The organism is Bacillus sp. L75, assembly GCF_003676355.1.
GTDB classification, from domain to species: Bacteria; Bacillota; Bacilli; order Bacillales; family Bacillaceae; genus Bacillus; species Bacillus velezensis.
The window spans coordinates 25,662-46,548 of sequence record NZ_ML064906.1 but is presented as its reverse complement, the minus strand read 5'-3'; the positions used below and the strand labels follow the sequence as shown (position 1 = coordinate 46,548).

Annotated in this window: 25 protein-coding genes and 2 pseudogenes; 10 read left to right on the top strand and 17 right to left on the bottom strand. The window is 48.7% G+C overall.

The genetic code is table 11. The features are described from left to right. Window positions 1-34: 34 nt before the first annotated feature. A complete protein-coding gene (locus D5S11_RS11855) occupies window positions 35-1,024 on the bottom strand; it encodes a type I asparaginase (RefSeq protein ID WP_003153321.1) in 990 nt (329 codons plus the stop codon). A gap of 176 nt (window positions 1,025-1,200) precedes the next feature. Between D5S11_RS11855 and D5S11_RS11850 the strand changes: the two genes are divergently transcribed. Then, window positions 1,201-1,554 carry a helix-turn-helix domain-containing protein gene (locus D5S11_RS11850; protein ID WP_007409399.1) on the top strand — a complete coding sequence of 118 codons (354 nt, stop codon included), beginning with the start codon at window positions 1,201-1,203 and terminating at the stop codon, window positions 1,552-1,554. Window positions 1,555-1,564: 10 nt separating this feature from the next. On the opposite strand, the gene D5S11_RS11845 is transcribed toward D5S11_RS11850, so the two are convergent. Beyond that, on the bottom strand, window positions 1,565-2,728 hold the full coding sequence (locus tag D5S11_RS11845) for a TIGR00375 family protein (RefSeq protein WP_108724843.1): 1,164 nt from the start codon (window positions 2,726-2,728) through the stop codon (window positions 1,565-1,567). Next, window positions 2,728-3,282 (bottom strand): NUDIX hydrolase, encoded by a 555-nt coding sequence (locus D5S11_RS11840; RefSeq protein WP_047935913.1) that lies wholly within the window; start codon window positions 3,280-3,282, stop codon window positions 2,728-2,730. The genes D5S11_RS11845 and D5S11_RS11840 overlap by 1 nt, the downstream gene beginning before the upstream one ends. A gap of 78 nt (window positions 3,283-3,360) precedes the next feature. On the opposite strand from D5S11_RS11840, the gene mciZ reads away from it, so the two are divergent. Together mciZ and D5S11_RS11830 are read left to right on the top strand one after the other, a co-directional pair. Continuing rightward, window positions 3,361-3,483 (top strand): Z-ring formation inhibitor MciZ, encoded by a 123-nt coding sequence (gene mciZ, locus D5S11_RS11835; RefSeq protein ID WP_003153315.1) that lies wholly within the window; start codon window positions 3,361-3,363, stop codon window positions 3,481-3,483. 62 nt (window positions 3,484-3,545) lie between these two features. After that, window positions 3,546-4,466 carry an aldo/keto reductase gene (locus D5S11_RS11830; protein ID WP_047935915.1) on the top strand — a complete coding sequence of 307 codons (921 nt, stop codon included), beginning with the start codon at window positions 3,546-3,548 and terminating at the stop codon, window positions 4,464-4,466. Window positions 4,467-4,498: 32 nt separating this feature from the next. On the opposite strand, the gene D5S11_RS11825 is transcribed toward D5S11_RS11830, so the two are convergent. Beyond that, window positions 4,499-4,723 (bottom strand): YqkE family protein, encoded by a 225-nt coding sequence (locus tag D5S11_RS11825; protein WP_007409396.1) that lies wholly within the window; start codon window positions 4,721-4,723, stop codon window positions 4,499-4,501. A gap of 122 nt (window positions 4,724-4,845) precedes the next feature. Here D5S11_RS11825 and D5S11_RS11820 point away from each other — a divergent pair. Next, window positions 4,846-5,761 (top strand): annotated as a pseudogene (locus tag D5S11_RS11820) (alpha/beta hydrolase). Window positions 5,762-5,800: 39 nt separating this feature from the next. Here the strand turns inward: D5S11_RS11820 and D5S11_RS11815 are convergent. From D5S11_RS11815 to D5S11_RS11795, 5 genes and pseudogenes are all read right to left on the bottom strand, one after another. Beyond that, entirely contained in the window at window positions 5,801-6,040 is a 240-nt protein-coding gene (locus tag D5S11_RS11815; RefSeq protein WP_003153307.1) for a DUF2552 family protein, read from the bottom strand. Continuing rightward, window positions 6,015-6,377, bottom strand: coding sequence for an iron-sulfur cluster biosynthesis family protein (locus tag D5S11_RS11810; protein ID WP_014305346.1), 363 nt, complete (start codon window positions 6,375-6,377; stop codon window positions 6,015-6,017). The genes D5S11_RS11815 and D5S11_RS11810 overlap by 26 nt, the downstream gene beginning before the upstream one ends. Window positions 6,378-6,451: 74 nt before the next feature. Further along, window positions 6,452-7,417 (bottom strand): annotated as a pseudogene (locus tag D5S11_RS11805) (GNAT family N-acetyltransferase); the annotation flags it as partial. Beyond that, complete coding sequence (locus D5S11_RS11800) at window positions 7,414-7,758, bottom strand: antibiotic biosynthesis monooxygenase family protein (RefSeq protein WP_047935917.1); 345 nt, start codon at window positions 7,756-7,758, stop codon at window positions 7,414-7,416. The pseudogene D5S11_RS11805 and the gene D5S11_RS11800, both read right to left, overlap by 4 nt. 12 nt (window positions 7,759-7,770) lie before the next feature. Continuing rightward, window positions 7,771-8,241 carry a GNAT family N-acetyltransferase gene (locus D5S11_RS11795; RefSeq protein ID WP_007409392.1) on the bottom strand — a complete coding sequence of 157 codons (471 nt, stop codon included), beginning with the start codon at window positions 8,239-8,241 and terminating at the stop codon, window positions 7,771-7,773. A gap of 215 nt (window positions 8,242-8,456) precedes the next feature. Between D5S11_RS11795 and D5S11_RS11790 the strand changes: the two genes are divergently transcribed. The 5 genes from D5S11_RS11790 (at window position 8,457) to D5S11_RS11770 (ending at window position 11,755) form a co-directional block, all read left to right on the top strand. Beyond that, complete coding sequence (locus tag D5S11_RS11790; protein WP_047935919.1) at window positions 8,457-9,683, top strand: DNA polymerase IV; 1,227 nt, start codon at window positions 8,457-8,459, stop codon at window positions 9,681-9,683. 15 nt (window positions 9,684-9,698) lie between these two features. After that, window positions 9,699-10,043 carry a YolD-like family protein gene (locus D5S11_RS11785; RefSeq protein WP_108724842.1) on the top strand — a complete coding sequence of 115 codons (345 nt, stop codon included), beginning with the start codon at window positions 9,699-9,701 and terminating at the stop codon, window positions 10,041-10,043. A 101-nt stretch (window positions 10,044-10,144) separates the two neighbouring features. Next, window positions 10,145-10,351 (top strand): YqzH family protein, encoded by a 207-nt coding sequence (locus D5S11_RS11780; protein ID WP_003153294.1) that lies wholly within the window; start codon window positions 10,145-10,147, stop codon window positions 10,349-10,351. Between the two features lie 73 nt (window positions 10,352-10,424). Continuing rightward, complete coding sequence (locus D5S11_RS11775) at window positions 10,425-11,507, top strand: AI-2E family transporter (RefSeq protein WP_007409389.1); 1,083 nt, start codon at window positions 10,425-10,427, stop codon at window positions 11,505-11,507. An 80-nt stretch (window positions 11,508-11,587) separates the two neighbouring features. Then, window positions 11,588-11,755, top strand: a complete 168-nt coding sequence (locus D5S11_RS11770) for a DUF4083 family protein (protein WP_007409388.1) — start codon at window positions 11,588-11,590, stop codon at window positions 11,753-11,755. 1 nt (window position 11,756) lies between these two features. Here the strand turns inward: D5S11_RS11770 and D5S11_RS11765 are convergent, their stop codons facing one another. The 5 genes from D5S11_RS11765 to D5S11_RS11745 all read right to left on the bottom strand — a co-directional run bounded on the left by D5S11_RS11765 (window position 11,757) and on the right by D5S11_RS11745 (window position 16,313). Beyond that, on the bottom strand, window positions 11,757-12,146 hold the full coding sequence (locus D5S11_RS11765) for a VOC family protein (RefSeq protein ID WP_029973629.1): 390 nt from the start codon (window positions 12,144-12,146) through the stop codon (window positions 11,757-11,759). 24 nt (window positions 12,147-12,170) lie between these two features. After that, window positions 12,171-13,130, bottom strand: a complete 960-nt coding sequence (gene coaA, locus D5S11_RS11760) for a type I pantothenate kinase (protein ID WP_108724841.1) — start codon at window positions 13,128-13,130, stop codon at window positions 12,171-12,173. A gap of 75 nt (window positions 13,131-13,205) precedes the next feature. Then, a complete protein-coding gene (dsdA, locus tag D5S11_RS11755; RefSeq protein WP_007409386.1) occupies window positions 13,206-14,555 on the bottom strand; it encodes a D-serine ammonia-lyase in 1,350 nt (449 codons plus the stop codon). 16 nt (window positions 14,556-14,571) lie between these two features. Further along, entirely contained in the window at window positions 14,572-15,348 is a 777-nt protein-coding gene (locus D5S11_RS11750) for an SDR family NAD(P)-dependent oxidoreductase (protein WP_007409385.1), read from the bottom strand. Between the two features lie 5 nt (window positions 15,349-15,353). Beyond that, the gene (locus D5S11_RS11745; protein WP_007409384.1) at window positions 15,354-16,313 is read right to left on the bottom strand and encodes an MBL fold metallo-hydrolase; all 960 of its coding nucleotides are present in this window, start codon (window positions 16,311-16,313) and stop codon (window positions 15,354-15,356) included. A 396-nt stretch (window positions 16,314-16,709) separates the two neighbouring features. On the opposite strand from D5S11_RS11745, the gene proC reads away from it, so the two are divergent. Continuing rightward, on the top strand, window positions 16,710-17,549 hold the full coding sequence (gene proC, locus D5S11_RS11740) for a pyrroline-5-carboxylate reductase (RefSeq protein WP_007409383.1): 840 nt from the start codon (window positions 16,710-16,712) through the stop codon (window positions 17,547-17,549). 36 nt (window positions 17,550-17,585) lie between these two features. Here proC and D5S11_RS11735 read toward each other — a convergent pair whose 3' ends face one another. Genes D5S11_RS11735 through D5S11_RS11725 form a run of 3 tightly spaced genes read right to left on the bottom strand, consistent with a single transcriptional unit; the run spans window position 17,586 to window position 20,850 of the window. Continuing rightward, window positions 17,586-18,332 carry a polyketide synthase gene (locus D5S11_RS11735; protein WP_023842868.1) on the bottom strand — a complete coding sequence of 249 codons (747 nt, stop codon included), beginning with the start codon at window positions 18,330-18,332 and terminating at the stop codon, window positions 17,586-17,588. Between the two features lie 59 nt (window positions 18,333-18,391). Then, a complete protein-coding gene (locus D5S11_RS11730) occupies window positions 18,392-19,639 on the bottom strand; it encodes a hydroxymethylglutaryl-CoA synthase family protein (protein WP_047935922.1) in 1,248 nt (415 codons plus the stop codon). 56 nt (window positions 19,640-19,695) lie between these two features. Then, window positions 19,696-20,850: a cytochrome P450 gene (locus D5S11_RS11725; protein ID WP_047935923.1), complete on the bottom strand. Its 1,155-nt coding sequence runs from the start codon at window positions 20,848-20,850 to the stop codon at window positions 19,696-19,698. Between the last annotated feature and the right edge of the window lie 37 nt (window positions 20,851-20,887).

Here is a 20,887-nt window from a genome sequence, read left to right as displayed (position 1 = left end):
AAAACCCTACTTTCTCTTTGTGGTAGTCATGTTTTTACAGTACAACGTCGTCTGCGATCGGTGTCTCCATAATGTTTTTGACTTCAGCCAAGTTGTGAGACTGGCCGAGCGCCCACATTAATTTCGGCACGATGGCTTCCGTGTTCATATTTCTGGAGCGGATAATGAGATCTTGATTGACTCTTCGGCCGACTTCATAGACGCTCATGTCCTCTCCTTCTTCAAGACATTGTGTCGTAATGACGACGACAATGCCGCTTTCAATCATTTCATTGACTTTGGCGAGAATGTCTCTTCCTTCAAACGGCACGCCGCCGCTGCCGTAGCTTTCAATGACGATTCCTTTGTACATGCCCTTTAATGCGTCAAACATTTCCGGTTTCAGCCCCGGGTGTAGCTTGAGCAGGCACACGTCCGTGCAAAGTGAAGTATTGACCGTAAAAGCATCGTCTTTTGGCATGTGCACTTGTTTGTTGTATTCAATTCCGTTTTCGGTAATAAACGCGATATACGGATAGTTAATGCTCTCAAATGCATCATAGCTTTTCGTTCTTAATTTAATGGCGCGTGTGCCTTGAATGACTCTGCCGTCAAATACGACGTATACGCCGCCCACCCCTTCACATGCGAAGCGGATCGCGTCCGTGATATTTTTTTTGGCATCGGTTTTTTGAAATGTAATCGGGATTTGCGAACCCGTAATGACGATCGGTTTATCAGCATGCTGAAGCATATAAGACAGTGCCGCTGATGTATAAGCCATTGTGTCTGTCCCGTGCGTAATGACGAACCCGTCATATGCGTCATATTTTTCTTTGACAGCATTTGCGATTTCGGCCCAGTATTCAGGCTGCATATTTGTGCTGTCGATGTTCATTAACGAATGGGTTTCCATCGTGTAATCGTTATCAAGTTTTGATACGTAGGTTAACAATTCGTCTGCTTTCACCCCGGGTGCAAGCCCGTTTTCTCCTTCGACTGAGGCGATTGTTCCTCCGGTTGTTAACAGCAATAATTTTTTCATACCCTGCACCTCTTCATCCATTTCTCAAGATGTGTTAAGCATTCGCTTTTCGCATACTTTTAATCAAATTATAGACAGACGAATGAAATTAATCAAGTGATTATTATTCAATTCGCGTACACTTTTGCATATCGATATGATATAATTTGCTCAAGTGAAAAGGAGCGGTTTTGAATATGAATTTAGATCGTTTAACTGAACTGAGAAAAAAGAAAAATTGGTCTCTTCAATATACGGCTGACCGTCTCGGCATCGCCAAAAGCACGTACGCCGGGTATGAATCAGGATACCGGCGTCCGTCATTCGAGGCGCTGGGCACGCTTGCCGATCTGTTTGACACGACGTGCGACGATTTACTCGGGCGCACTGAAAAAAAGGCGGAGCCGTTTGCCCAGACCATCGAATTAACAAACGCCGCACAAGGCCGCGGCACACTGACCGTTGACGGACAGCCGCTGAATCAGGATGAAATCATCGAATTGATTGCGTTTGTCCGCACGAAAAAGAAGGTGCAGGAGGAGCTCCGTTAAAAACCGGCTTTTACGGCTTGATTCTGCCGTACGTCCCTCCGCCCCCGGCCTCAAGGACGAGCTGCCCGGTACGCGCTTTATGAATGACAGCCGCTATTTTAGGCTGGACGACACGCGCCAATTCCTCTTCTTGCGCCTGATGAAGAATCGCCATCTCCGTCCCGAAGGCCCGCTTCAGTTTTTCTAACGTTTTCGGCCCGACCCCGGGAATGAACTGCAGCGGGATTTGATGAATATACGGCGGCCGCGGCATGCGGCTTTTTTTCGGTCCGCTCAGTTCCTCCAGCCGTTCACTGACCCCTTTTGTCATTGTTTTCCCCCCGCACTCCGGACATGCGGAAGCTCCTTTTTCAACCGGGCTGCCGCAGCGGTCGCAAGCCGTCCGGTAATACTTCCCGAGCTTCGGGTTCAGCCCGTAATTCGCCGTGATTTTTCTTCCGTCCTTCCCTTTTAAAGCCAGCGAAAATTCCGTGAAATTCGCTTCTTTAAGAAGCATTTCATTATATTCTCTGCCGATTTTTCCTAAGGAATGCGCATCAGAATTTGTTAAAAATGTATACGGATCAAGTTCTGTTACCCGCGAAGCCATGTCGGTGTCACAGCTTAACCCGAGTTCCGCCGCGTCAATGAGCGACGGGTCGAAAACTTCTGTCAAAGAAGATATGACTCCTTTTCCGTACAGGCTTTTATGCGGGGTGAACATATGGGCGGGAATAAACAGCCCGCCCAATTCCTTTGTTTTCCTTTGAAGATTCAAACCGGTTTCATAAATGCGCTGGGAACTGAGTTGGATATTTTTAAGCCTTTTTGCAAGCCACTCAGAAAACATCTTCATTTCGGCAAGAGACGGCATAAAGACGAGAACGTGAATCGCCCCGCGGCATGTGTGATCATAGATTTCAAGCTCACTGCCCAACAGAAGCGTCGTATTCCGATACCGGATGCCGCCTTCTTTCAGCTCACGGTATCCGCCTTCATCAATTCCGCGCTCGATTTCTTCTATGACTTCCGGGGAATGGCAGTCGATGATGCCCAATAGTTCAATTCCCTTCCCCTCACTGGCTTCTTCTAAAATCCGGTGCAGCGTCAACGTTTTGGCCCCGGTGATTTTGACCGGTTTTCCCGTATAGGTGCGGCCGATATGAATATGCAGATCCGCATAGATGGTTTTCATCATTTTTCCTTCAGCGCTGCTTTCAGCTGGAGATACTGAATCGCGTACGCCGTTTTTGCGTCATACACCCTGCGGGATTCAATCAGCTTCACGGCCTCTTCAAGCGTGACCTGCATGACTTCGACAAATTCATCCTCATCCAGCTCTCGTTTTTCTTCCAGCGGCGAAAGCCCTTCCGCAAGAAAGAGATGCACGATTTCATCAGCAAACCCGGGTGATGTATAAAAAGCGGTGATTTTCGTCAAGGTTTCCGCCGTATATCCCGTTTCTTCCTCGAGCTCTCTTAACGCCGTATGTTCCGGCTCTTCCCCCTTTTCAAGCTTCCCGGCCGGAATTTCAACGATTGTCCGTTCCAGCGGCTTTCTGAACTGGTTCACCAAAATAATTTTTCCTTCCTCGGTCACCGCAAGTACGGCCACCGCTCCCGGATGTTTGACGATTTCCCGCTTGCTTGTTTTTCCGTTCGGGAGCTCTACATCCTCTAAGTAAAGATCTATGACTTTCCCGTCATACAGCTTTTTTTTCGCAAGTGTTTTTTCTTCTAAATGTTTCATCATGTCATCTCCCGTTCTGTCTCTCTATTATGCCTCATATATTTTATCATACATGCATGAGAGGGAGGTGCTTTTCGATTGAAGGTGTACCGGAAGGATAAGAGTATCGTATTGGTCGGAAAGGCGTGGGAAGTGCGGGCTAAACTGAAAGAATACGGACGGACATTCCGCTATGTCGGAGATTGGATCACCGGGCCTTAACAGTTGAAAACTTCGCGCCTTTATATTACGGTCAATAAAAGACTATAAAAAGGAGCGAAACGATGAGAAAACGCACACTGGGACATTCTGATTTAGAAATAAGCGAAATCGGGCTCGGCTGTATGTCGCTGGGCACGGATAAAGCTAAAGCGCTGTCTATTTTGGATGAAGCGATCGAGCTTGGAATCAATTATTTAGATACCGCTGATCTTTATGATTTCGGCAGAAATGAGGAAATTGTCGGGGAGGCCGTCAAAAACCGCAGACACGACATCATTTTAGCCACGAAAGCCGGAAACCGCTGGAATGATGATAAAGACGGCTGGCATTGGGACGCTTCCAAAGGATACATAAAAGAAGCGGTCAAAAACAGCCTGCGCCGGCTGAAAACGGACTATATCGACCTTTATCAGCTGCATGGCGGCACGATGGAAGACCATATTGACGAAACGATCGAAGCATTTGAGGACTTAAAACAGGAAGGTGTCATCCGGTATTACGGTATTTCCTCGATTCGTCCGAATGTTATTAAAGAATATGTGAAAAAATCAAATATCACCAGCGTTATGATGCAATACAGCCTGCTGGACCGGCGTCCCGAGGAGTGGCTTCCCCTTTTAGAGGAGAACGGAATCAGCGTAGTCGCAAGAGGGCCTGTCGCTAAAGGGCTTCTTACGGAAAAACCGCTTGATCAAGCGGCCGCAAGCGTAAAAGAGAACGGCTATTTAACATATTCTTTTGCAGAACTGGAAGAAACCAAAAAAGCGATCAGCGCTGCCGCACCTGACTTGAGCATGACGGAGCTTTCTCTTCAATACTTACTGTCACAGCAGGCCGTCGCTTCTGTCATTACCGGAGCCAGCTCACTTGAGCAGCTGAGAGAAAACTGTTCGGCTGCAGAGGCCCGGCGTTTAAGCAGCCAGGAAATCAAAGCCTTGCAATACCATACAAAACGGGACGTATACGAATCCCATCGTTCTTAAATCATAAAACCGGCACCTTTTCAGATGCCGGTTTATTTATATTTGTGCCAATCGAGACTGCTTTCATTCAGCAGCTCTTCAAAGCTTTTATGTTTTTCTTTTTCTTTTCGTTTTCTGATTTGTTCCGCCTTTTGCTGCGCCTGTTTTTTCTCGTCTTCTTCCTTCAGCTCACTTTTCATTTGCAAAAGCCTGGCCTTCAGATCTTCCTCCAGATCGTCTTTTAAGCTGTGTTTTTCTTTAGGCAGCTGCTTTTTCATCATGACGCCCCCCGTATCTGAATATGGTGAAGCAAGTGTACCACGGAGCGCCGGAGGCCGGCAACGTTCACGGTCCTGAAAAGCCGGAGGAAGGATTTTTCATATGAAAGGAGGGTGCCTGTGTGAAAAAACGGCTGGCGGTGTTCGGTTCGGCTTGCGCAGTCTTTTTGGCTGCCGGATTCGCTTTTACGAATCTGATTATGTTTATGAAGAAAAAGACGGATGAAGATATCATGAAAAAAGAAACGGCGGACGGGCATGATAGATTTGATTCCTTTCAGGCCATGGAAAAAGAAGAGGCTGTCATCCTGTCACGCCACGGGTATGAGATCAAAGGCTTTTACGTCGCCCCGCATCATACGGCAAACACCATGATTATTTGTCACGGCGTTACCGTAAATTCGTTCAATTCATTGAAATACATGGATTTATTTTTAGATTTAGGATGGAATGTGCTCGTATATGACCACCGCGGGCACGGAAAAAGCGGCGGCAGAACGACGAGCTACGGCTATTTTGAAAAAGATGATTTGGAAGAAGCCGTGAATTGGGTGAGACACAAAACCGGAGACGGCGGTCAAATCGGCATCCACGGGGAATCGATGGGAGCGGTGACGGCCTTATTATACGCGGGCGGGCATCAGGATTGAAAACGGCGCTGATTTTTATATTGCGGACTGTCCGTTCGCAAGCTTTCGCGATCAGCTCGCCTACAGGCTGAAGCGGGAGTTCCGGCTGCCTCCGTGGCCGCTTCTGCCTTTGGCTGATTTCTTTTTGCGGATGAGAGAAGGATACCGTATCCGTGATGTATCGCCTTTATCGGTTATCAGCCGAATCCGGCAGCCCGTGCTGTTTATTCACAGTAAGGAAGATGATTATATACCTCCCGCTTCTTCCGAATTGCTGCACCGCAGAAAACGCGGCCCTAAGATGCTCTATCTGGCCGAATCGGGCGGGCATGCCATGTCGTACACCAAAAATCCGGAGAGCTACCGTAAAGCCGTTCAAACCTTTTTAGATACCATGACGCAAACGTAAAAAAGCGAAAGAACGTATGCTGGTTCTTTCGCTTTCACGTCATAAAACGTCGGTAATCCCGTCCATATTTTCTCCGATCCAATCAATGGCGAGGTCGATTGTCGTAAACTCCTGCGCTTTGAAGGTCATCTCATCCTGAAGCAGCCAGACATCCTTCTGAACGGATTCAGCGCCTCCGATGGACCAGTGCAGCAGACTGTACGGGTGGTTGTTGTTCAGAAAGGATACCCACGTTTTATGCTGTGCCGTCTGTTTAATGGCTTTCAGCTTTTGATTCACTTTCCGTTTCTCCCTGCTTTACTAATATGCTCATTCTCGGGCTCAGCATCTCTGCCGGGCTTTTTAAGACGAGCGTTTTTGCCTTTTCATTGTAATCGATTGTCATTTCCTCGTCAAAAAACACTTTTTGTGAGGTCTGGATGTAAAGCGGAAGTCCGTTGGTTTCAATGGCTTCGCATTGTCCCGTTAATTCGTCCGCCAGCCAGATGGTCGGCACGCCGCTCACCGCGCACCCGCAGCCTTCTGCGTCATAGCGGAGCTGCGCTTTTTTCCCCGGGTTGGCGTCCATTGCCTGCTGAAGTGTGTGTTTCGCCGCATCCGTCACATGTATTTGCATAGATGATCCTCCGTTTTTCATTTTCGCCATTGTAGCATACCGAGCCGCTGTATGCATTGTTTCTGCTTTCTTTACAGCAGCCCGCTCTCCCAGACCTTTGCCTCTTGTTCAGCCGCCTTGATCCAGTCATTTTTCCCTTCACTATACTTTGCCATATCGTATGGGTACGTCTTAGCGAGGTGCCGTTTCAGTTCCATGTATTGAGCCGCTTTTTCAGGCTTTGCGGTGAGGTAATCCCGGAACAGCAGATGACGCTTCACGTCCGGATGGCCTGTTTCGTATATGTGAACGTGGTGTGTGCGCTTGTTGCCGCCTTTTTGAAAGAAACGCCGGCCCTCTATCCCGTTTTCCCCTTTCGCCTCATAGCCGAGTGCTTCCAGCTGCGGACTGAATCGGTCAGCGTCCGAAATATCTTTAACCTCCGCCAGTATATCGATGACGGGTTTGGCTGCCATCCCCGGGATAGAGGTGCTGCCGATGTGGCTGACAGAATGAAGTGCTGGGCCGAAGATTCGGATCAAGTCCGTCTTCTCTCTTTCAAATATTTCTTTCCATTCCGGCTTGTACGGAACAACTTCCGCTTTCCTCTTCGGATAAAGATGAAAAAACGAGAGGGTCAGCCCTTCCGGCGTCTCTATCTGTCCGGCTTCTGTGAAACCTGTTTTTAAATAGAGAGAGACTGCCGGAACGTTTTGGCTGGCGGTAGCCGCCTCTATTTTTTGGGCGTCCCGGTTTTGATCTATCACAAATTGAATAAGCGCCCGTCCGATTCCTTTTCGAAAGCCGGACGGGTGCACCGTCAGCCTGCATATGACAAGGTCATATCCCTTTTTTTCATACGAAATGACGCCTGCAAGCTGATCTTTTTCCTTGTAACCGGCAAACGTCTCCCGTGACCGCTGTATATCATCGGGTGTTTCATGCAAGGCGGGAATGCCGAAAAAGCCGATCAGCTCGGCTTCTTTTTGATAAGCGCAGCGCTGAACCGCCGCAATTTCCCGCGCGGTCTGTTCTTGTGTATGCTGTAAAAATGTAATCAATCTTCCGCCCCTTTTGACGCAAACATCCGCTGTGACTCCGTCTTCGTAATGCGGACCGCGTACGCTTCATACCAGGCGCTTTTTCCTTTTTGTTTTGCCGCCTGGTGGTCAGTATGATCTTTCCACCTTTTAATCGCCTCCAGGCTGTCCCAGTAGGAAACCGTGATGCCGCAGCCGTCTTCCTCCCGAACGCTTTCCGCGCCTAAAAAGCCTGGCTGTCCGCCTGCCAAATTCATCATGCGCTCTGCCGTATGTTCATATTCCTCATCATATTTTCCCTTTATTGATGAAAAAATGACCGCATAATAAGGCGGTTTGGGCGTGTCAGCTAAAAAACCCATATTCATCCCCCTCTACATATATTTCACAAACAGAATCCGGTCTTCTCCCGGACCGTCATAATTCGCAAAAACAGGGATTCCGTTTACGGTTTTGGTTCCTTTTTCAGCTTCAAAGCCTAATTTTGTATGATAAGCGATTGATACTTTATTGACAGGTGCCGTCACGCAATTGACTTTTGTGCAGCCCCTTTTTTTCACCGTCTCCATAAATCGATCGTAGAGCTGTTTTCCAATTTGCATTTTTCTGAAATCCGGATGCACACCGGAAAAATGAATGTAGGCTGTCTCAGGGTCTGATTGTGACTGAAAACCGATTAAAAAACCGGTCATTCCCTCCGGCCCGTACGTGATAAAGCTTGTGTCCTGAAAATGTTCAAAAAACAAGCGCGGCAGTTTGTCTTTCATCTGCCTGCCGCCCCACCAATCATTCAAAACAGACGTAACCATTTCATAGTCTTCAGAGGTAATTGTTCGAATATCCATTATCGATTGACTCTCCTTTTCGTCCGGCAAAATGAATGTCAGCTCTTCTCATTGGAATATAAAAAATTATATGTGGGTTGTTTGCAATTGTAAATGATTTCTTTTCAAGCGAACGAATCAGCACGTCTTCCAGCCGGGGAATGATTTACCAGTATAAACGTGATCATTGTTCGGGTACAATGAAAAACAGAACAAATGTTCCCGGAGGTTTTTTTATGGCTGATATTCTTCTTGTAGATATGCAATCGTTTTATGCGTCTGTGGAAAAAGCGGAAGCGCCTCATCTCAAAAGCCGGCCCGTGATTGTCTCGGGAGATCCCGAAAGACGCAGCGGCGTCGTGCTTGCGGCTTGTCCGCTCGCCAAACGATACGGCGTAAAAAATGCCGAACGGCTGTGGGAAGCGCAGGCCAAATGTCCCGACGCCGTTATTGTCCGTCCGCGGATGCAGCGGTATATTGATGTATCCGTCATGATTACCGAACTGTTTGAACGGTATACCGATCTTGTAGAACCCTACTCCATCGATGAGCAGTTTCTCGACGTGACCGGAAGCAGGCGGCTGTTCGGTGATCCTTTTACAATTGCCAAAAGCATTCAGCAAGCGATTATGCGTGAATTCGGCATTTATGCCCGTGTCGGCATCGGGCCGAATAAGGCGCTCGCAAAAATGGCTTGCGACCATTTTGCCAAAAAAAACGCATCCGGCATCCACAGATTGGATATGTCAAATATCAGGCAGGATCTGTGGCCGCTGCCGGTCGGAAAATTATTCGGCATCGGAAAACGGATGGAGCATCATTTAAGACGGATGGGCATCAGCACAATCGGCGGGCTTGCCGGACACCCCGCCGAATTGCTGAAAAAACGCTGGGGCATTAACGGCGAATTGCTTCAGCGGACAGCCCGCGGCATCGATCCCTCTCCGGTCACCGTCAACACGCACAGCCGGCAAAAAGCGATCGGCCATAACATGACCCTCCCGAGAGACTACAGCCGCTTTGAGGATATCAAAGTCGTGCTGCTGGAGTTAAGCGAAGAAGTGGCCCGCCGCGCCCGTTTCAAACAATACATCGGCCATACGGTTTCGGTCAGCATCAGAGGCGCTGATTTTGAATTCCCTTCAGGTTTTCACAGACAGAGAAAGCTGGTGTCACCGACTAATTTCGGAATGGATATTTTTAAAACGGCGGTCAAGCTCTTCAAAGAGCATTGGAACGGTGCGCCCGTCCGCAGCGCCGGCGTCTCCCTTTCCCAGCTGGAGCCTTGTGATTATGTTCAGCTGAGCCTGTTCGATGCCCAGGAAAAAAAGATCAGTCTCGGCAAAGTATTGGATGATATTCATGAGCGGTACGGCCCTGCGTCGCTCCTCCATGCCGCTTCACTGACAGAGGCCGGCCAAGCCTTTCACCGGGCTGAAAAAATCGGCGGGCATTACAAATAATTTGAGGTGATATACATGAATCCGAACAAATTAACACCCGGGTATAATGTCATGTGGGAATCAAGCCGGATGATGCTGCCCGAACATCGGGAGCAGCTGCTTGCGAAAAAACGAAAAGAACGGGAATTCCGGCCTCCGGAACTGAGCGAAGAGCAACTGAACGACATGAACCGCATCATTGCGGCGTCGATTGAAGAAGACAGGGCCATTTCGGTCACCTACGCTTCCGCACACGGCCCCCGCCGCTTTTGGGGCTGGGTAAAACAAGTGAGGCATGACGAAAGGCGTTTAAAAATCATAAACGATGAAGATGCGTTAACGCTGCCGTTTCATCGTATTCTCTCAGCTGAATTGGAATAAAAATCCTAACCCGGCCCTGACAGAAAATATGATAGAAGAGTGGGAGGATCACATGATATTTAGTAGAATAAAGATGAATGACAAGAATAGGAGAATATATGATGGATCAATTTATAGAAAAAATGCTGGGACAAGCCCTCCGCCAGTATGGACGGAATGTGTCGACAGATCCGCTGAGCCCCTATGAAAAACAGAGTTTAAAAAAAGCTTTAGAAGAAAGAAGGAATGAAGAACCCGATGAGGATCTCCATGCCCATGTAGAAGATATTATCTACGATTACGTCACCAATCAAGGGCAGTTTTCCTGACACGGACGTTTATGCACCCGGCGATAAGGGAAATGTCCGAGAGTAAACCTTTAAAGATTGCGTGGTGCAGGATATGCCTGTCGGGCCTTATTTCAGGATCGGCTATGCCGTTCTTCTGTTATTTCTCATCATTTATCTCGGAACATTAATAGACTTTTTGTTCCAGCCTGTTGTGATTACGGTTAAAACCTTGTTTCCGCCCATTGTATTATCGGGCGTCCTTTACTATTTGTGCCGCCCGCTCGTCAGACTGCTGCATGCGAAATTAAAGCTGCCCGAAGGGATCGCGATTTTAGCGATTTATGCGGGAACAGCCGGCCTTTTTGTCCTCTTCCTTTATACGGCGGGCCCTGCCGTTCAAAAACAGTTTACAGCCTTCACAGATCATATTCCGGAGCTTTCCGCAAAAGCTGAAAATTGGATCCGGCATCTCCAGGACAGCAAATGGTTTTCCCGGCTTCAGCATGGGGATTCCTTTAAAAAATTAGCAGACAAAGCAGCAAATTATTCCGGTTCAATCGCTGATTCTCTCAGCAGCCTGGCCGGTACGGCTGCCAATGCCGCCATCACCGCCGCCATTATTCCGTTTGCGCTGTATTACATGTTAAAAGAAGGAAACAAAGCCCCTCGGCGACTGCTGCGGCTTCTTCCGGAAAAACATCAAAAAGAAGGAAAACAAATCCTTCGGGATATGGATGAAGCTCTCAGTTCATACATACAAGGACAGCTGCTCGTCAGTTTCTGTGTCGGCGTTCTCGTCACGATCGGCTATTTTATAATCGGGCTCGATTATCCGCTCGTTCTGGGCGCGTTCGCCATGGTGACAAACCTGATTCCGTTTATCGGGCCTTGGATCGGCACATTTCCCGGAGTCATTGTCGGATTGTTCGATTCACCGACCGAGGCGGTGCTGGTGATTACGGTCGTCGTCATTGTCCAGCAGCTTGAAAGCCAGCTGATTTCCCCGCAAATTATGGGTCGGAAGCTGGACATTCACCCGCTGACCATTATTTTTCTTCTGCTTGCCGCCGGCAAATTCTCAGGAATTGCCGGGATGCTGCTGGCCATTCCGGGATATGCGGCCGCAAAAGTGGTCATAAGCCACATGCAGAAACTATTCATTCTCAGAAAAAAAACAAAGCTAGGAGAGAAATGATTCATCCCCCATGTCTTCACATCGGTCAAAATGAAAAAACGGCGGGCTGAAGAAACCCGCCGCACACGGAGGTAAAAAAGATGAACATCGGTGATGTCATTTTTCAATTGATTTCATTTATTGCAGCCGCATTTTTCCTGTTTGCCGTGATATACGTATTCAGAAGCTTGAACAAGCGCCGCATACAATTGGACAGAATCGAAAAGAAACTCGACGCGCTGCGCGAAGAAAAAAACGAAAAGTTATAGTTCATTCAGAAGCAGGCGCAACGAGCTCCACTTTTATCCGATCCGGGTCCTCCGTGTATACGGCGTAATGCGTGCTTCCGCCTGCATATGGATGGCGGTCCCTGTAAAGCACGGGGCATCCTCTGGCAAGCAGCTTTTCTGTCATCTCGTCAACCTGCTCTCTTGATGCAGCATGAAAAGCCAGATGGTTCAGCCCGACCCGGCATCTGTGGTACTCCGGTGTTAAAAAACGCTCCTCTGTCTGTACAAGCACAACATAAAATCCTGCGTTTTTCCAGCTGATGCCGGAGTCCCAATTTTGAAATTCTCTATAACCGAGCTCACCTAAAAACCATCCCCAAAACCGGGCGGAGGCTTTCAAGTCAGATACATACAACTCAATATGATGCATCATAATATTCGCTTCCTCCTCCCATCACACCCGCCTTACCAGCACCTCTTCAACTTTATGGCCATCACCTTTTCTCAAAATCAAATCCGATCTGAATTTTGTCGGCAGGATATTTTCATACAGATTCGGACGGTTGACGCTCTCCCAAATGGAGGCGGCCATGGTATCCGCTTCTGCATCAGACAAATCCTTAAATTTATGAAAATAAGAAGCCGGATCCTGAAAAGCGGTTTCTCTTAAGAGGCGGAAACGCTCCAAATACCACGTGAAAATCCGGCTTTCTTCGGCATCCACATAGATCGAAAAATCAAAGAAATCCGATACAAAAATCCGCGGATCTTCCCTGTCGTTCTCTAAGGTCGGCGACTGCAGGACATTGATTCCTTCGATAATAACGATATCCGCACCTTCGACAACCTCGACGGCGCCCTCTTCCCTGTCATACGTAAGATGGGAATATACGGGCGCCTCCACTCTCTCTTTCCCCGACTTTATATCGTTCAGAAACTCAAGCAGCGCTTTCACGTCGTAGCTTTCCGGGAATCCCTTTCTGGACAGAAGGTTTTTCCTTTTTAATTCCGCCGTCGGATACAAGAAACCGTCGGTTGTCACCAGGCTCACCTTCGGCCTGTCCGGCAGACGGGAAAGAAGCTTTTGCAAAATTCTCGCCGTCGTGCTTTTGCCGACGGCGACGCTGCCCGCGATTCCGATGATAAACGGGATTTTCGCTGAATGCGGATGCTTCAGAAACACATTGACATGCTGATTCCGTCTTGCGGCAGACGTGACATGAAGATGGAGAAGGCGCACAAGCGGAATGTAGATCGTTTCTACTTCTTCCACCGACAGGTAGTCATTCAGCCCCTCTACCGCCTTGGCTTCTTCCTCTGAAACGGCAATGGAAAGATGGCCGCCGAATCCGGCCCACGACTCGCGGCTGTGCTGCGTATACAATGTATGTAAGTTCAATTCTTTACTTTTCACAATTCACACCAATCTCTCTGTATGGCTTTCCGATAAAAAAACAAACGCTTACAAAGATTGTAACGGAAAACCGCTTCACTGTCTGCCCATTTTTTTCAAAAATGAGGAACCGATCCGGCTGTACTCTTCCATTTCCTCCTCCGGAACCATGCTTCCGCCGGTGCTCCACACAAGGTGCACGGCATTTTCCATCTCAAGCCCCCGCTCTTTTATATAACGGTTTCCGGCTTCGGTCTGAACGACCTTGACGGCCCCGGCCAGTCCGGCGAGTGCAGAGGGTTCAAGGCTCTTATTCTCGGCCGCCCTTAATTGATAAAGCAGCGAAAAAAGCGTGCCGTCATCGGCGGTATAACAGCCGCTGATTATAGGCTCCATCAGAGGGCCGGCCAGTCCGGACGGCCTTCCCACCGCGAGTCCGTCGGCGGCCGTTTGATTATCAAGACCGATATCCTGCACGCTGATTCCGTCATGCAAGCCGGAAAACAGTCCTAACAGCATACACGGTGAATGCGTCGGCTCACCGAAAAAAATATGGACATGCCCGCCATAGATCAGCTTTAGCGCAAGCGCGACGCCGCCCGGACCTCCTCCGACCCCGCACGGCAAATAAACGAAAAGCGGTTCATCTGCATCAGGCTTTATGTTCATTTGATCGAGCTGCTTTTTCACACGGCTTCCCGCAACGGCATACCCCAAAAACAGATCCCGGGAATGCTCATCATCAATAAAATAACAATAAGGGTCCTGCTTCGCCTGCATGCGCCCCTCTTTGACAGCCAGACTGTAGTCTGCTTCATATTCGATGACGCGAACCCCCTTTTCCCGGAGCAGCTCCTTTTTCCACTGCTTTGCGTCACTGGACATATGAACGGTCACACAAAAGCCGAGCTTCGCGCCGATTATGCCGATACTCAGACCTAAATTGCCCGTAGAGCCGACGGCTATAGAGTATTTTGAGAAAAAAGCGGTAAACCGTTCTTCAGTCAATATGCTGTAATCGTCGTCTGCTGAGAGCATCCCCGCTTTTACCGCGAGATCTTCGGCATGCTTCAGCACTTCGTAAATCCCGCCGCGCGCTTTAATGGAACCGGAAATCGGAAGTTCGTCGTCGCATTTCAAAAGCAGACGCCCGGGGAAAGCCTGAGCGGCGCTGTGTTCCAGATGCTTCTTCATTTCATTAATCAAGACAAGCGGAGATTCAATGAGGCCTCCCTCCGCTTCCGTCTCCGGAAAAGCCGACGCGATATAAGGCGCAAACCGGCGCAGCCTTTCTTCCGCTTCGGCAATCTCCTTTTTCCATTCAGCGCCATGCTTTACTGGATCATCGGTTTTATGCGGATTGATCCAAAATACTTCACGCGCCTCCGCCATTTGCCTGACTAGAGGCTCTGCCATCAATGCCTTGTGTATATCCCGGTCGGACATTCCTTTTTCCCCCTTGTTACTTTTTCTTTAATGCGCGGCCTGCCAGTTTTTCTGTAAACGATGGGAAAAGCTGATACAGCTTCGTCCCGAAGCTCATCCATCGCGGAAGATTCATTTCCCGTTTATCCGTCAGAATCACGGATGTAATGCGCTCTGCCACATGGTCGGCATCAAGCATCCATCTGCCGACGCTTTTCACATAACCGCCCTCTTTATCTGCAATTGTAAAGAAGTCTGTTTTAATCGGACCGGGATTAACCGTTGTCACGGCTACACCCGTACCGGCCAGCTCAAGCCGCAGCGCATTGGAATACCCTAACACGGCGTGCTTCGTTGCGGAATAAAGGCTTGATTTCGGCGTCGCCAATTTGCCGGCCTGTGAGGCGATATTGATAATATGGCCGCTTTTCGCATGAAGCATCACAGGAAGACAGGCCTTCGTACAGGCGATTAATCCGAAGACGTTGACTTCAAACATTGCCTTCATATCATCCAAAGATGAATCAGCGGCCGTTTCAAAAATGCCGAAGCCGGCGTTGTTGATTAATACGTCAACATGACCGATCAAACGCCTTACGTTTTCAGCCTCTTCTGCATGCCGGACGTCAAACGGAACGACATCACACTGTCCGCCGCGCGCGGTAATCGTCTTTTTCACTTCCTGCAAGCGGTCCTCCCGCCTGGCGGATAAAAAAACATGAGCCCCTTCTGCCGCGCAGGAATATGCAAGCCGTTCTCCGAGTCCGCCGGATGCTCCGGTGATCCAAATCCGCTTATCCGTTAATCTGCCCATTTCCTTCACTCCTTTACAGCTTTAAACTTCAGAGTGTTCCCCGACTGAAAGGATACAGCCTTCCCTTCGGCGGCTAGCACGTCAAGATGGCCGATCGTTTCTGACATCGTTAAAAACAATTCATTTTCATACACAGCCGGAAACAGCCGCCGGCATACCTGGAAAGCCGTCAGCGTTTCCTCTGACAACAGGCGCAGCACATATTCCGACCGACTTCTCTGTTTTTCAAGCCGCCTGTCAAAAGCAGGCTTTACGTCTGTCAGCAGATCGCCGTGTCCCGGATATAAAAAGGACGGGTTTACGTCATGCAGCCGCTTCATTGAGTTCAAGTAGTCGAGCATCGGGGCCGCGCGCACGCCCCCCTTTTCCGGAGCTTCCAGAATCGGATTGGTGGAGCTGTTGGACAAAAGCAGATCGCCGCTGAACATTTCACCGCTTTTTTCATGGTAGAGCGCAATGTGAGAAGCGGCATGACCCGGGATTTCGAGCACCGTCCAGCCGTTAAGCCCGTCAATTTTTCCGCCTTCCCTCACTGTTTTCGTTAACGGACGGTTTGCAGAAAATAAGTATGACAGCTTAACTGTTTTATGTATGTCTTCAGGCGTCAGGGGAACGTCCATTTCAGTCATAAGCGACAGAAAAAAGTCCTCCTGCCGGGCGATATACGACTGATCCTGAGTAATGTACCTGTCATTCAGCGGATGCCCTATTACTTCCGCATCGTCGGAAAAAAGGTGCAGCAGACCTGAATGATCTGCGTGATGATGAGTGAGCACCACCTGTTCTATATCTGCCGCAGAAACCCCGTGTTCCTTAAGCTGCAATGAGAGCGATTCAGCCGCTTCCTTTGTATTCGGGCCGCAATCAATAAGGGTTAAGGCTTCATCTTTTACTAAATAAACGATAACGTCGCCGACTGCAAACGGAGTCGGCACACGTATCGGAATGATCTTTCTCGCTGCCATGTTTACGCTCCTTCGTTCTTTTCATTCCTGAATAATCATATTTTAGCGTTTTCTTTTCACTGTGTCATTATTGCCGCATATCGGAAAAAAAGATTGACATCCCGCTCTTGCGCATAGCATAATGAACAACAAACTAGAAAACACGGAACGCGATGACGAGGAACTAGTATATAAACAACGGCAGCAGAGAGCAATGTCCCCGGCTGAAAGACATTGCGGCCCTCTTGTTTACAGAACCTGCCCTCAGAGCGGTTAGGAAAACCTAAACGTATCCCCTCGTTACGGGATTTGAGCTGAGCACGGCTGATTCGTGCTAATGTAAGGTGGTACCGCGAAACCTTTTCGTCCTTTTTGACGGGAAGGTTTTTTTGTGTTTTGAGAAGAAGGAGGATTTATATGAAGAAAATCGGTTTTATCGGGGCCGGATCAATGGCGGAAGCAATGGTGAACGGACTGCTGCAAAGCGGAATGACAGCCCCCGGACATATATATATGACAAACCGGTCAAATGACAGCCGGCTTGAAGAGCTCCAAAAAACGTACGGAGTAAAACCGTGCCGGGATAAAGAAGAGTTTTTCAGCAATACCGACATTCTCGTTCTCGCCTTTAAACCGAAAGATGCGGCAGAAAGCATTGAGAACATTCGCGAATACGTGAAAGATCAGCTTGTGATTTCTGTCATCGCAGGGCTGACGATTCACACGATTCAGCAATATTTCGGCAGAAAGCTCACCATCATCCGGGCGATGCCGAATACATCCGCGGCCATTCAGCAATCGGCGACCGGTTTTTCCGCAAGCTCCGAGGCGAGTGAAGCTGAAATCCGGACGGCAAAAGAGCTTCTGGAAACAATCGGAGAAGCGACGCGCTTTGAAGAAAAACACCTTGACGCCGTCACAGCCATTGCCGGAAGCGGTCCCGCCTATGTGTACCGGTATGTCGAAGCAATGGAAAAGGCCGCCCTTCAAGCCGGCCTGCCGGAAGAAACGGCAAAAGAGCTGATTTTACAAACCATGGCCGGGGCGACGGAAATGCTCAGAACAAGCAGCAAACGGCCTGAACGCCTGCGCAAGGAAATCACAAGCCCGGGCGGCACGACTGAAGCAGGCCTTCGCGCATTAGAAGAGCGCCGCTTTGAAGAAGCCATCATGCACTGCATCGCAGAAACCGCAGCCCGGAGCGCCGAAATTAAAGAACAATTCGCAGGCTCCGTTCTGCAAAAGACGGACCAGTGATAAAGCATGGGGCTTCCCATGCTTTTTTCATTCTGTTTAACTGCCGTATAAGCGGCTGATTCTCTCTTTTACTTCAGGAAGATGGAATGTGGCTTCGTGCATGTTCACCTCTTCCTCAACCGCTTTTGTCAGCTCTCTTTTGATCCGTGCGGTCACATTGGTTTTCAGCGCAACCAGTGAGGCTCTCGGTTTATCCGCCAGCAGCCGGGCCAATTCGCGGCCTCTTTGAAGGACATCTTTTTTCGGCAGCACTTCAAACGGAACTCCCCGTTTTTCCAGAGCGGCGCCGCTGAAATTCGCGGCAGTAAACAGCATTTCTTCCCCGAGGACAATTCCCAGTTTTTCAGGCACAATATACGTCGCGCCCATTCCCGGTGTAAATCCGTACTTCATATAATTACAAGAATAAAAACTCTCTCTGCTTAAAATCACGAAATCCGCGCTCAGACCGATCGTAAAGCCGGCTCCGATCGCATGCCCCTGCATGACGGAAATCACGGGAATCCTGCAATCCAATAAAAGACTGTGAAGCTTTAAATCTGTAAATTGAAGCTTTCCGCTCTGAATGGTCAAAAGCCCCTCCTGCGTTCCTCCCGTGCAGAAATAATTTCCGTAACCCGTCAGAAGGACGGTTTTATAGGACGGATGGGCATTGATGTCTCGGAATACCCGGTGCAGCTCTCTGACAAACTCTTCTGACAGCCCGTTTTTCCCGGCCGTATCCTGCATTGTGACCTGCACAATGCCCGGTTCTGTTTCCTGTACATCAATCATTGGATTCATGTTTATTCTCCGTTTCTTTAAAAATACTCAAGCCTTTCCGGCTCTGAGTGTTTCTGATATTAAGTCGTCCATTCATACTTTCTGTGAAACTCTTTTATTTCAGTCAGCACCAATCGCGTTTTTCCTTGATGCGCATTCGGGATGTCTGCTGCGGGCGCGGCATTTCTTGTGCCGAATTTTACGATGCCGCTGTCTTGGAGCAGCCGGTCATAATCAGCCATCGATAAACGGACGCGTTCATCCAAATGCCGGCTGATCTGAAATTGATTCTGCCGCGTACGGCTTTGCGGCATAACGACACCGCTGTAAAATTCAGAGCAGCAGCCCGAACCGTATGAAAAACAGCCGACGCGTTTCGGCGTTTCAAAAGAGCCGTTATCAATCGTGCTGGCAAGAGATAAAAATACGGTGGCCCCCATGATGTTGCCGACGCGCTGACAGTATTGAATCCCAGGCAGCACGCGTTGCTGAAAATCCGCTTCAATGTCTTGCGGCTTAGCCTTTGCCAATTTTCTCATCATCGTCCGATGCGCTCCTTTTACCATTCCGCCAAACGGAGTATGAAAAGAAAGGTATTGAAATGTATTCTTATAATCCGCCCCGCTCACACGCTTTCGGTATTCCTGAAATGATTTTTCACAGCAGTCCAAATAAGACATGAGCGACAGATCAGCATCCCCCGCTTCACTATCCGGAATCGGGCGGCAGGTATCCATGACTTCATACCCGTAATACCCGCTTGCGCCTTGATCAAGCAAAAAGACATGAGGGGTGCTGCTGACTAAAAGCGCCACAGCTCCCGCCCCCGCACTCGGTTCGGCATAGGACCATTCCTCCGTCAACGCGTCACCGCCTTCAGCCACTAAAAAGCGGGAAATATCCGTTCCGATGATGAGCGCTTTCGCTCCCGGCGATGTTTGCGATAAGATGAAATTCACGCCCATTTGAAACCCGGCCGTTAAAGAATAGCAAGCCTGTTTCACCTCAAATAACCGGCAATTCCGCTTCAGCTGCAAATAATCATGGACGTATGTACTGATGGATTTGCCAAAATCAATCCCGGATTCCGTACAGGTGATGACCATTTCAACCTGATTCCGTTCCTCTTCTGACAGAGAGTCGATAATTGGTTTTGCGGCATTTACGGCGAACGTAATCGGATCTTCAAACGGAAGCGCCACCACTTTTTCTTTCATCAGCAGGTTCTCAAACCTTTTTTTATCCAAGTTCCGATGTTCCGCAAGCTCCATGACGTCTACATACGCGGTTCCGCCAAACACGTTCATTGCTTCGATTCCTACATTCATTTCTCCAAGCCCCCAGAGTAAAGAGGCTTCCCGCGAAGCCTCTTTTATTTTTTCGCTCAAAACTCAACAAGCAGCCTGTCAACGCCGTGAAATACAGGGCTCGGAACCAGATTCGGCTCTTGATCCTCAGTAAAACGCCATGCGGGCATCTGTTCAAAAAAGTGGGAAAGCGCGATTTTCGCTTCAAGCCGGGCCAGCGGCGCTCCTAAGCAATAATGGCTGCCCTGACCGAATGACAGATGCTGATTCGGCTTTCGTCCCAAGTCAATCTGATCGGGATTTTCAAACTTCTTTTCATCTCTGTTCGCCGATCCAATCCACGCATACACTTTTTCTCCGGCCGGAATCGTTTTTCCGCCAATCTCGCTCTCAACCGCGGTGTAGCGGGTTACCCGCTGAATGGAAGGTCTGAGGCGGATGACTTCCTCAATAAAGTCAGGAAGGAGCGCCTTATTTTCAAGCAGCCGGGGCAGAATATGCGGAAACTCCTTGAGACTGAGAAATGAATTTCCGATCACATTCTCCGTCGTTACGTGCCCCGCGACGATCAACAAGCCGCAAAAACCGATTAATTGCTTGTCTGACAGCGGCTCTCCGTCTAAATCAGCTGAAATTAAATGGCTGATTAAATCATTTTGCGGCTGTTTTCTCCGCTGTAAAATAAACTGCATGAAGTATCCGATCATCTGCTTTTGCACTTCATTCATTTTCTTTTCATCTTTTACATTCTGGCTTTGGTCGACCCAGCTTTTAAAGATATCCCTGTCTTTCGGAGGAAATCCTAAAAGCTCTGCGATCACGATAATCGGAAGCGGAAATGCGTAATCTTCAATAATGTCCATCCTGTCTTTTGAACGGACGGCCTGAAGCAGGTCATCAGCGATAGCGGCTATACGCGGTGCAAGAGACTCAACCGATTTCGGCATGAACGGCTGATTGACCAATTTTCTGAAGACGGTGTGTTCGGGCGGGTCCATTTTCAAAAGGCTGTCTTTGTTAATATGCCGGATCATTTTTTCCTGTTTGTCCGCACTTAAGTATTTATGATCGGAAGAAAAATGACTGTAGTCAGAAATCACCCGCTTCACTTCATCATAGGTGAAGATTTCCCAGCAATCTTCCTTTTCATTGTAATGAACGGGAGAGGTTTCTCTCATCGTTTGGTACCACTTGTACGGCTGCTGCTGTCTGATTTTTGTTAAACTGGTCATTTTCATTCCTCCAAGATGTGTTCAAGATTTGAAATGA